At 50.0% G+C, this 11,796-nt stretch carries 8 protein-coding genes; 5 read left to right on the plus strand and 3 right to left on the minus strand.

What is annotated here, in order from left to right; genetic code table 11:
• Positions 1–294 precede the first annotated feature (294 nt).
• Genes KDK15_RS01060 through KDK15_RS01070 form a run of 3 tightly spaced genes read right to left on the minus strand, consistent with a single transcriptional unit; the run spans position 295 to position 5,779 of the window.
• On the minus strand, positions 295–1,044 hold the full coding sequence (locus KDK15_RS01060; RefSeq protein ID WP_257293512.1) for a trans-aconitate 2-methyltransferase: 750 nt from the start codon (positions 1,042–1,044) through the stop codon (positions 295–297).
• A 47-nt stretch (positions 1,045–1,091) separates the two neighbouring features.
• On the minus strand, positions 1,092–3,299 hold the full coding sequence (gene glgB, locus KDK15_RS01065) for a 1,4-alpha-glucan branching protein GlgB (protein WP_257293513.1): 2,208 nt from the start codon (positions 3,297–3,299) through the stop codon (positions 1,092–1,094).
• 23 nt (positions 3,300–3,322) lie between these two features.
• Complete coding sequence (locus tag KDK15_RS01070; RefSeq protein WP_257293514.1) at positions 3,323–5,779, minus strand: glycogen/starch/alpha-glucan phosphorylase; 2,457 nt, start codon at positions 5,777–5,779, stop codon at positions 3,323–3,325.
• Positions 5,780–6,323: 544 nt separating this feature from the next.
• Here KDK15_RS01070 and malE point away from each other — a divergent pair.
• From malE to KDK15_RS01095, 5 genes are all read left to right on the plus strand, one after another.
• Positions 6,324–7,538, plus strand: coding sequence for a maltose/maltodextrin ABC transporter substrate-binding protein MalE (gene malE, locus KDK15_RS01075; protein ID WP_257293515.1), 1,215 nt, complete (start codon positions 6,324–6,326; stop codon positions 7,536–7,538).
• A gap of 34 nt (positions 7,539–7,572) precedes the next feature.
• On the plus strand, positions 7,573–9,126 hold the full coding sequence (gene malF / locus KDK15_RS01080) for a maltose ABC transporter permease MalF (RefSeq protein ID WP_257293516.1): 1,554 nt from the start codon (positions 7,573–7,575) through the stop codon (positions 9,124–9,126).
• 57 nt (positions 9,127–9,183) lie between these two features.
• The gene (malG, locus tag KDK15_RS01085; RefSeq protein WP_257293517.1) at positions 9,184–10,074 is read left to right on the plus strand and encodes a maltose ABC transporter permease MalG; all 891 of its coding nucleotides are present in this window, start codon (positions 9,184–9,186) and stop codon (positions 10,072–10,074) included.
• A 110-nt stretch (positions 10,075–10,184) separates the two neighbouring features.
• Positions 10,185–11,321 (plus strand): ABC transporter ATP-binding protein, encoded by a 1,137-nt coding sequence (locus tag KDK15_RS01090; RefSeq protein WP_257293518.1) that lies wholly within the window; start codon positions 10,185–10,187, stop codon positions 11,319–11,321.
• A 14-nt stretch (positions 11,322–11,335) separates the two neighbouring features.
• A complete protein-coding gene (locus KDK15_RS01095; RefSeq protein ID WP_257293519.1) occupies positions 11,336–11,722 on the plus strand; it encodes a DUF2244 domain-containing protein in 387 nt (128 codons plus the stop codon).
• Positions 11,723–11,796 lie beyond the last annotated feature (74 nt).

Below are 11,796 nucleotides of genomic sequence, written 5' to 3' on the forward strand. Positions count from 1 at the left end.
CCGCTCAGGATGCACGGTCGAAGGGTGATTGGCACAGTCTTTATTCAGGGTATGGCGTTTACGTCCTTCGACTCCGCTCAGGACGAACGGAGTTTGGACGTCATTGATAGAAACCCATCAATTGCCTTCTTCGGAGATTGAAGAATAATAAAACAGGGTACCCAGCATTCTGGGAAGAACGGCAACAGCAGACAACTCGGCACTTCCTGAAATCAAACGTACGGACACCACCATAGTGGTGAGCGGTTCTCTTGAATATATGGAGTAATACCGAATAGCTTTCCCCGGGAAGGCTCACTCCCTGAACGCCTCAATCGCCACAACAAACGGATCGGCCTGATACGCTGCCCAGTAATCACCACCCCTGGCCTCAAGCCCTTCATCCGACACGGCAGGATAAAGCACATTCACGTTGGCAAAGCCTGCCTCTTTCAAGCGCTGAACAATCGTCTCGGTAGACCAGCAATAATCGGTAAAATGAACCTCAGTTTCACCGACTTGAATGGTCAGCTCAAACGGATCACCATCCTGCAGGTTTGCCACAGAGTCCACTTTTTTTCCGTAGCAGTCATCCGGTGCCTTTGGATTACCCTGCACTCGGGCATGACGCTCAGAATCCAGCGCCAGCAGATAACTATAACCGCCCGGTGACGTATGATACCAGAGAGTTTCTGTCAGCTCTTTCAGGTGGCTCAGGCTGGCCATACGGCAGGTCAGCCAGAAGGCCAACACCGCAGAAAATGATCGATCCAGTCGCAATGACGTTGGATCCTCCTGCTTAAACTCAATACCGGGATCAGCAGACTCATTCAACTGTATTGCCCGATCCAGCATGGCCGGACACTGATCCACACCCACCACATACTCAGCCCCGGCCGCCAGGGCAAGGCGGGAAAAGTAACCTTCGCTGCAGCGCAGATCCAGCACAGAATTCACCGGGTGCGTCACAAACGCACTTTCTACATAAGGGGTGTAAACGTATTTGCCAACGGGTGACTCAGCCACCGCAATGGCATAGTCTTCCGGCGTGAAAAAATGACTCATGTTCGCGCATCCTTAATGAGCAGTCTGCTCAAATCCAGAAAAATAGTTTATTCGGCCAGGTGTAAAAAAACAGTCGCCAATGGCGGCAGGGTCATAACCAATGAATGCAGCTGATGATGCATTGGCAAAGGCTCTGTCACCAGAGGCAGTTCATTCAGCACTCCACTGCCGGAAAACTCACGGCTGTCGGAATTAAACACCTCTTTCCATACACCGGCCACGGGGACTCCCAGCCGGTAATGGGGCCTGACCACCGGGGTAAAATTACCAATGACCACCACCGGTGAGTCACTGACGGTGTGCCGACTGAAGGCGATGACTGACTGGAGTTCGTCATCGGTAATTAACCACTGAAAGCCCGTTGGGTCATAATCGGAATGCCATAAAGCAGGTAAAGACTGGTAAGTGGTATTTAAATACCTAATCATAGTCGTTAAACCACGGGAATACTCATTTTCCTCTGGCAAAAGCCAGTCCAGCTGACCATCGTGATTCCACTCATGGTGCGAACCCAGCTCCGCTCCCATAAACAACAATTTTTTCCCAGGGTGCCCAAACATATAACCGTACAAAGCACGGAGGTTGGCAAACTGCTGCCACTCATCTCCGGGCATTCGGCTGAGCAGTGTGCCTTTACCATGGACCACCTCATCATGGGAAAGCGGTAAAATAAAGTGCTCACTGTAGTTGTACACCATGCTAAACAGTATCTGATCATGGTGATAACGACGATGCTCCGGATAGCGGGTCAGGTAATTCAGGGTGTCATGCATCCACCCCATATTCCACTTGTAACCAAACCCCAGCCCATTGTCGTAAGTAGGCATCGAGACTCCGGGCCAGCTGGTTGATTCTTCAGCAATCATCATTGCATCGGGATAGTTCTGGTATACGGCTTCATTCAGCTCCTTGATAAACTGGACGGCCTCAAGGTGCTCATTACCCCCCAGAACATTGGGTTGCCACTCTCCTTCCCCCCTTGAATAGTCGAGATAAAGCATTGATGCCACCGCATCCACCCGCAAACCATCCACATGGAACTGTTCAAACCAGAACAATGCATTACTGCTCAGAAAGTTTCTGACCTCCGGGCGTCCGTAGTTATAAATATGTGTCTGCCAGTCCGGGTGCCACCCCCTTTGGGGATCTTCATATTCATAAAGATGAGTTCCATCAAAGTGGGCCAGACCATGACTGTCAGAGGGAAAGTGTGCAGGAACCCAATCAACAATCACCCCGATACCAGCATCATGAAACCGGTCTATTAACGCTTTCAAACCATCCGGATCACCGTAACGGCTGGTTGGCGCAAATAAACCCACCGGCTGATAGCCCCAGGAGCCATTAAAAGGGTGCTCATGAACAGGCAGAAATTCAACATGGGTAAACCCCATCCCTTGCACATAAGGCACCAGTTGTTCAGCCAGTTCAGTGTAATTCAGCTGCTGCCCAAACTTTCCTTTTTTCCAGGAGCCCAGGTGTACCTCATAAATACTGACCGGTCGATCTAACCCCTGGCGCTGATGCCACGCCTTATTCTGCCATTGATATTTTCGGCAATCATAGACAATGGATGCATTCCCCGGTGGCTGCTCCGCATAAAAGGCAAAGGGGTCCGCTTTTTGGGGCAGAAGCTGCCCACTGTGATCTTTCAGCTCAAATTTATAGAGATCCCCCGCTGTCACTTCAGGAATAAACAACTGCCATATACCACTGTTACTGCTGGCCATTTGGTGCAGCCGACCATCCCAGTGGTTAAATGAACCAATCACACTGACACTGCGGGCATGAGGCGCGTAAACACGAAACATGACGCCCTGCCAGCTATGGCCTGAAAGCGTAACAGAATGAAGGTGAGCACCCAGTGTATGGTGCAACCAGTTGTGGCGGATGACCGGCGCTGTATGACAAAGGCTGGAGAATTGATAAGGGTCGTTAGCCCTGAACTGGTGATGCTGGGCATTGGTGACCAGAAGGTGATATGCCAGAGGCTGTGAGATATCCGGAAATTTCAGCTCAAATAGCCCCGGTGCAATATGAGTAGCGGGGCCCAGGCTATTCCCGGTAACCTCATCAATAACATCCACATCAATGGCATCTGGCCGCCATATTCTTACTACCAGCCCTTTACCGATTCTGGCGGGATGCCAACCGAGCAAATCAAAGGGTCTTGCACAGCAGGTATTCAGAAGGTCATCAAGCACGGTATCCCGGCTGTCGGAATCCACTCGGATATCTTTAAGAGCATCAGCCATAATCAGCCCCGTAGTAAACGACACTACACATCAATATTCCAGATAGTTTTACAATAGTCGACAATGGATCGATCCGATGAAAATTTGCCCATGGATGCGGTATTAATGATCGCCATGCGCCACCAGTGGGATGGATTCTTCCAGGCTTGAACGATCCGCTCATGGGCATCACTATAGGACTGGTAGTCAGCCAGGGTCAGGAAGTAATCAGAATCCAGCAGAGATTCCACCAATGGACGAAAGGCATCTGGCTCGTCAGGACTGAGGTCTCCCGATGCCAGCCAGTCAATAACGGCCTTCAGTTCTTCATCGTGCTGATAGATATCCCGGGGGTTATACCCCCGATGACGCAGATCACTGACTTCATCCACCGTCTTCCCGAAAATAAAGATATTGTCCTCTCCCACCTCTTCAGCAATTTCCACATTAGCGCCATCCATGGTTCCTATGGTTAACGCGCCATTCAGGGCAAATTTCATATTCCCTGTACCTGAGGCCTCAAAGCCGGCTGTTGATATCTGCTCAGAAACATTGGCCGCAGGAATGATTTTCTCAGCCAGACTCACACGATAATTGGGCAGGAAAACCACTTTCAACTTATCCCGAATGCGGCGGTCATTATTGACCCGCTCTGCCACCCGGTTAATGGCGTAGATAATGTTCTTTGCCACCAGATAACCCGGCGCTGCCTTTGCTGCAAAAATAAACACCCGATGGGGCACATCCAGATCCGGGTCTTCGAGCAGACGACGGTAAATCGCCATGATATGCAACAGATTCAGTTGTTGCCGTTTGTATTCATGCAGACGCTTGATTTGCACATCAAAGATCGCCTCAGGATTGACTTTTACATCGCACAGCTCATCAATAACCCCAGCCAGGTGTTTTTTATTATCCAGCTTGATTCGAGCAAATGTTTCCTGAAACCGGGGATCATCAGCCCGGCTCTTTAACTCGCTTAATTGTGAAAGATCGCTGCGCCAGTCACCGTTGAGTGTCTGATCAATCAGCTCAGCAAGTTCAGGGTTACAGTTGGCAAGCCAGCGCCTGGGGGTTACGCCATTGGTCACATTAACAATTTTCTCAGGCCAGAGCTGATCAAATTCAGGGAAGAGGTTTGCCTTCACCAGCATTGAGTGCAGAGCGGCAACACCATTGACTTTATGACTGCCAATCACCGATAAGTATGCCATGCGTACCATCTGTGGTTCCGCAGGGTTTGTCGGCTCTTCAATAATGGACAGACGACGTTTCATCTGATGGTCACCCGGCCACTGTTTTTCAACCTCTGTGTGCAAGAAGTGGTAGTTCAGTTGATAGATCAACTGCATATGCCTGGGTAAAACCCTTGCGATCAACCCCTGAGGCCAGGTTTCCAGGGCTTCAGGCAGCAGTGTATGGTTGGTGTAGCAGAAAACGCTGCGGCATACTTCCAGGGCCCTGGTAAACACAAAATCCTCTTCATCCATGAGGATCCGCAACAGCTCAGGCACAGCGATTGCCGGGTGCGTATCATTTAACTGAATAACGACTTTACTGATAAATTCTTCCCAGCCTTCATGCTCACGCTGGTAACGGGCAATGAGATCAGCCAGCGAGCAGGCAACAAAAAAATACTGCTGAATAAAGCGCAGCTCTTTGCCTTCAGGATGACTGTCGTTTGGATAGAGCACCTGACTGATATTTTCTGCAAGAATTTCCCGGAACCTGGAATCCTGATAACGACCGGCATCAAAGCTGTCCAGGTCGAACCCTTCTGTCGCTCTGCCCTCCCAAAGGCGCAGGGTGTTAACACGCTCAGTGTTATAGCCGGTTATCGGTAAATCCCAGGGGACGCCCAACACTTCCTGGGTATCCTCCCAAAGCTTATTGCCATCCACCTCCCTGACCTTGCCGTATAACCGCACAACCTGCTTTCTTTTCGGTTTTTCAATGCCCCAGGGAAAGTTATCTTCCCGCCAGGCATCCGGGCTTTCCACCTGTTTACCGCCAACAAAGCCCTGCTTAAAAAGACCGAAGCGGTAATTAATCCCATAACCAAAAGCGGGAACGTTCAGAGTGGTCAGTGAGTCGAGAAAACAGGCGGCCAGTCGTCCAAGCCCGCCGTTACCCAGCGCAGGGTCCGTTTCGGATTCCAGAACATCGGCAAGGCTCACGCCAAAACTGGCCATGGCTTTCTCAGCCTGATGATAGATCCCCAGATTATGAAGGTTGTTACCCAGCAAGCGCCCCACCATAAACTCAAGTGACAGGTAGTAAACCCTTCGGGCTCCCTGGTCTTTTTCATCCCTACGGGTATTCCTTGTACGATCCAGGTTGATTTCCCTGGCCAGCAGGCTTAATGCTTCCCAGTAATCTCCGGGGGAAGCTTCCTCGGGATCAACCCCGAGAGACTGTTCAAGATGACGTCGAATACTCTGTTCAATCTGAACCGTATCCATATTACGAACTGAACTCAGATCTACATTGATTCTATCCATATCAAACACTCATTTGTGGCAGCTCAAGCTTTGCAGATTGATCTATTGAGAGGAGTCGTCACAGAAAACAGCTTGAGAAGTAACTAAAGAATATGAGCCGGGAACAAAGCTAACCCTGCTCCATTGGCAATAATGGAAAACCATGAGTAAGTTATAGTTGCCTGACTCTGATTAGGTACATTTTTGTCGTTTTTTTTAGAGTTATATCGATTTAAGGAATATAAACGACGACAAATAACTGTTTTTTATAAATCAAACAACAACTGCCATTTAAAAAAACAATAACCCAGGAAAAATATATTAAAAACAAATCCTTAATAACTGAAACATTAGTTTAATATAAGGTATTAAATATTCTTACTGGCATACTCAAACGCAGCGATTATTATTAGTCAGTATCCGTTTCATTCATCCGGCTAAAACCTGACCGGTTTTTTAGCAATTAACTGCAATCAACCAAGGTTCTTTCGACCTGTTAATTACTTCTCTTACCCGAATAACCAGCAGCCTTTCCAGCAGTCTGGTTTACCCGGAGAAATCAGAAATGATCCCTTCACTGATTAAAAAGACTTTCCCAGTTATCCTGACAGCACTGTCACTGATCTTTGCCGGTAGCGTATCGGCCTTCAGCTCCGACGAGCTGTTGATATGGGTTGGTGGCGACAAAGCCTATGAGGGTATTCGCAAGGTTGGTGCCGAGTTCACCAGAGACATGGAGATAAAAGTTAAAGTCGAAATCCCGGAAAATATTACCGACCGCTTTCAACAGGCAGCAGCCTCCGGCAGTGGGCCTGACATTATTTTCTGGGCCCATGATCGATATGGTGAATGGGCAAGGAGTGGTTTGCTGGCTCCTGTCAGCCCATCACCAGAGTTCAAAAAAGGCGTGAACAACATTGGCTGGGAAGCCATGACCAGTAATGGCAAAATCTACGGCTACCCTGTCTCTCTGGAAGCCATCAGCCTTATTTACAACAAAGCGATCCTGCCAACACCGCCTGCCACTTTTGAAGAAATGTTTCCCCTGGCCAGGAAACTGAAGCAGCAGCCAATCCCCAACAAGGATGAAAAAGGCATCATTACGATTATGTGGGATCAGGTTCAACCCTACTTCACCATGCCATTACTGGCAGCAGAAGGCGGTTTTGTTTTTCAGAAAACGGCCAAAGGCTATGACGTTAAGAAAACCGGCGTAAACGACAAAGGCGCAATGGAAGGCGCCAGGATGCTGCTCGACCTGATCGATAAAGGCGTGATGCCACGTGGCGTTGACTATGGCGTGATGGAAGCCAATTTCAACCAGCAGAAAGTCGCCATGATGATCACCGGCCCCTGGGCCTGGGCAAATCTGGATAAGAGTAAAATCAATTATGGTGTTGCACCACTGCCCAAACTTCATGGCAAACCGGCCAAAGCATTCGTTGGCGTATGGGGGGCAGCACTTAATAATGCCAGCCCCAACAAGTCCATTGCCAAAGAGTTTCTGGAGAATTACCTGCTCACCGAACAGGGATTGACCGTCATGAACAATGACGTTCCTCTTGGTGCCGTGGCTAATAAGGCGATGATGGAAAAACTGATGAAAGACCCTCGTATCGCGGCAACTTACCAGAATGTTAAACAGGGCCTGATCATGCCGAATGTTCCGGAAATGGGTAAATTCTGGTCTGCCATGGAGACCGCTCTGCGCAATATTACCAGTGGCAGACAAAACTACCGTGAAGCGCTGAACGACGCGGCAAAACGCATCATCGGTTAACCGTTTTCTGTCGGTTAAAAGAGGCCAGCACGCCATGAGCACATCAAGAGCTACCAGCAGAAGTGCCTATCTGGTGATCGCCATTGTTGCCGTTATTGATCTGGTACTTTTATACGGTGTGACCTTGATGTATGCCCAGGGAGAGCTGGCTTTTGCCATGCTCGTGCTGGTTCTCGCAACAGTAGGTACATGGATTGTTATCAGCAGAAAAGGGTACAACTATCGCTATGTCTACCCCAGCCTTCTGGGGGTAATCACCTTTATCGTCTTTCCACTGATTTACACAGTCAATGTCGCCTTTACCAATTACAGTTCCAACCACCTGCTCTCCCTTGAGCGAGTCAGGGCTATACACCTGGCGAAAACCTACCGTACGGGCGGCGAATCGTTTTCTTTCAAGATGTATCAGGAAGGCCCCAGCTTCCGGCTGATGCTGACCAGTGCTGCAGGCGGTGAGGCACACTATCTGACCAAACCATTTACTGAAAGTGATCAGCCTCAGGAACTGAAAGTCTTTGAATCCATCCATGTGCCAACCGGCGCGGCCCTCCCTATCCGGGAAATCATCAAAAAACGTTCAACCCTCCAGAAGCTGGATATTGTTCTGCCTGATGGCACTGAGCTGGCCATGACCAGTCTGAGAAAGTTCGGTGCTATTGCCAGGGTTTATCGTCCCGATGACCACACTGACCGGCAATACCCGCAACAAAACCTTGCCCTGATCGATAACCGCACTGAAGAGATAATCTATCCGGATATGGCGACGGGGTATTACACCAATGAAGCCGGTACAGAGCAGATTGGTCCCGGTTTCACCATCTATATTGGCGGGGATAACTTTGTCCGGGTCTTTACTGACCCGGGCATTCAGGGACCTTTCCTGAAGATCTTTACCTGGACGGTTATTTTTGCCGCGCTTTCTGTCGCCTTCACACTGATCATCGGCCTGTTAATGGCCAGCCTGGTGCAATGGGAACCGCTTAAAGGGAATGGTGTTTACCGGTTGCTGTTGATCCTGCCTTACGCGGTACCGGCCTTTATTTCCATCCTGATTTTCAGAGGGCTGTTTAACCAGAACTTTGGTGAAATCAACCTGCTGCTGGATATGCTCTTCGGAATTAAACCGGAATGGATCAGTAATGAACTGTTGGCCAAATCCATGGTCATTATTGTCAACACCTGGCTGGGCTACCCCTACATGATGATCCTCTGTATCGGACTGCTGAAAAGTATTCCGGAAGATCTCTATGAAGCGTCGGCCATTGATGGCGCTACACCGGTCCAGAATCTTTTCCACATTACCATTCCGATGATCATCAAGCCGCTGATTCCACTACTGATTGCCAGCTTTGCCTTTAATTTTAATAACCTGGTTCTGATCGCCCTGTTAACCGGCGGCGCTCCGGATATGCTGCACGCCACGACTCCGGCCGGAGCTACGGATATCCTGGTGAGTTACACCTTCCGTATTGCCTTTGGCTCCTATGGCCAGGATTACGGCCTGGCCTCTGCGATTGCCACAGTGATCTTTCTGATGGTGGGCTTTATTGCCTGGGTAAACCTGAAAGCAACACGACGATTGCAGTAATGCCGGGAATCATGTTTTTGAACCACAAAGTCACCAAGACACACAGGAGAAGTCATCATGGCAATGGTTCAACCAAGAAATCTGAAGTACCGGGTCTGGACAGCCCGTATTGTGATGTGGCTTTTCCTGCTGATGATCCTGTTCCCTTTTTTCATGATTATCTCCGTTTCCCTGCGCACCGGTAACTTTGCCACAGGCTCTCTGATTCCTGAAAACCCCAGCCTTGAACACTGGTACCTGGCACTGGGTATCCCCTGGGAGAATGCCGATGGCTCTATTACGCAACCACCTTTTCCGGTGCTGACCTGGTTGTGGAACTCCATCAAGGTCGCCATCACCAGCTCTGCCCTGATATTGATTCTGGCGACAACCGGCGCCTATGCCTTTGCCCGGCTGAGGTTCCGGTTTAAACAGCAGATGCTGACGGCCATGATGATCCTGCAAATGTTCCCGGCCGTTCTTGCCCTTGTGGCCATCTACTCACTGTTTGACCAGATTGGTGACTACATCCCCTGGCTCGGTCTGGATCGCCTGGGCTCCGTCACACTCGCCTACCTGGGTGGCATGGCACTGCATATCTGGCTGATCAAAGGTTACTTTGAAACCATCGATAGCTCTCTGGAAGAAGCAGCGGCTATTGATGGGGCAACGCCCTGGCAGGCATTCCGCTTTGTGCTATTGCCGCTGTCCGTCCCCATTCTGGCGGTTGTTTTTATCCTGGCATTTATCGCCAGTATTGCCGAATACCCGGTGGCATCGGTGCTACTCCAGAGTATGGATAATCTCACCCTTGCGGTGGGCTCAAGGCAGTACCTGAACCCACAGAACTATTTATGGGGCGACTTTGCCGCCGCCGCCGTGCTCTCCGGTTTTCCCATTACCATTATTTTCCTTGCCTGCCAACGCTGGATTGTCGGAGGACTGACATCGGGCGGTGTCAAAGGTTAAAAAAACGCCGCCCGCCGCCCGCTTCCCGCTGCCCGTAAAAGCGTAGGCAAATCCGGCTTTTGCGGGAAGCGGGAAGCGGGCGGCGGACAGCGATCTTTTAAAGGTGTCCTATGGCAGAAGTCAAACTCGTCAACATTGCGAAAAGTTATGACCAGAGACAAACCTGGACTCTGAAAGACATCAACCTGAACATTGGTAATGGTGAATTTATCGCGTTCATCGGTCCATCCGGTTGTGGCAAGTCAACGCTGCTGAGGATGATCTGTGGACTGGAAGATATCACCAGCGGTGAGCTGAGCATTGATGGCGAGAAGGTGAATGACTGGCCACCCAATGAGCGTCGTGTGGGCATGGTCTTCCAGTCTTACGCCCTCTATCCCCACATGTCCGTTGCAGAAAATATGGCGTTTGGCCTGAAGCTGGCAAAGGCGCAAAAAAGCGTTGTCGATGAACGGGTTGATGAAGCCGCCCGAATCCTGCAACTGCAGGCACTGCTGGAGCGTAAACCCAAAGCCATGTCCGGAGGTCAACGACAGCGGGTTGCTATTGGCCGTTCCATTGTGCAACAGCCCAGGGTCTTTCTATTTGATGAGCCTCTGTCGAATCTTGATGTTGCCCTGCGTGTCCAGATGAGACAGGAGATCGCCAGATTACATCGCCGACTGAAAACCACCTCCATCTACGTCACCCATGATCAGGTTGAAGCCATGACCCTGGCGGATCAGATTGTGGTATTGAGTCCCCTGGCACAGGACGCAGCCACCAACCTTGAGCAGGTGGGCAAACCGCTGGAACTTTATCACCATCCGGCCAACCTGTTCGTTGCCGGCTTTATTGGCTCACCCAAAATGAACTTCTTTGACGGCGTCATTGAAAAAAGTGGCGAACAGGAGACGCATGTTCGTCTAACCACCGGCGAAACCCTGAAAGCCTGTGTCGATACCAGCAAAGCCGATCCGGGCTCTCGTGTTGTGTTAGGGATTCGACCGGAACATACCCTGGCGGAAACCGACAGTGGCAATGCCGTTGATGGGCGCATAGAAGCACTGGAGCGCCTGGGTGCCGAGTCATTTATCTATATGAACCACGATACCATTCGAGAGCATTTTATTGTGCGGGTAGAAGACTCCCTTCGCCGGGAAGAAGGCAGTAAAATACGTGTCGAGCTATCACCTGAGCATTGTTATCTGTTCGATGCCAACGGCACTGCCTTTCGCCGAACCCGGGCACCGGAAATTGATCAATAAACCTGTCTCTGAGCATCGCTGTCGGCTTCTACCTTGCACGCGCTAAAGTTATCTTGCCTTTTTCCATACTGGAAGTGACTGCCTTGTTTGCCGGTATTTATTACTGTGCATGGCAACGGCAGCGGAAAGAGCTGATCACCTTTCAGGAGCATCAGGTCACTATTCAGAAGGCTTTTACAAACCACCAGAGCACTCACCATTATCATCGCTTGTGGTGTCAACTGATCATTCGCAAGGCGACTCATCCATGGAAAGCGCCCTCCATTCATATTCGTTCTCATGGCAAGGAAATGGAGCTGGGATCTTTTCTGAACAGGCAGGATAAACTGATTTTAATCGATCACTTGGAGAAAGTGTCCGTAAAATCCCTGGCATATCAGACCAGTAATCACCCGGGTTAACAGATTTCGTTCACCCTGGGTTCCTGGTGCATCATTTCAATGAGTTTGATGTGTACAATCTCCGTTCACCCTGG

It is taken from the genome of Endozoicomonas sp. YOMI1, from assembly GCF_024606345.1.
Classification (GTDB): domain Bacteria; phylum Pseudomonadota; class Gammaproteobacteria; order Pseudomonadales; family Endozoicomonadaceae; genus Endozoicomonas.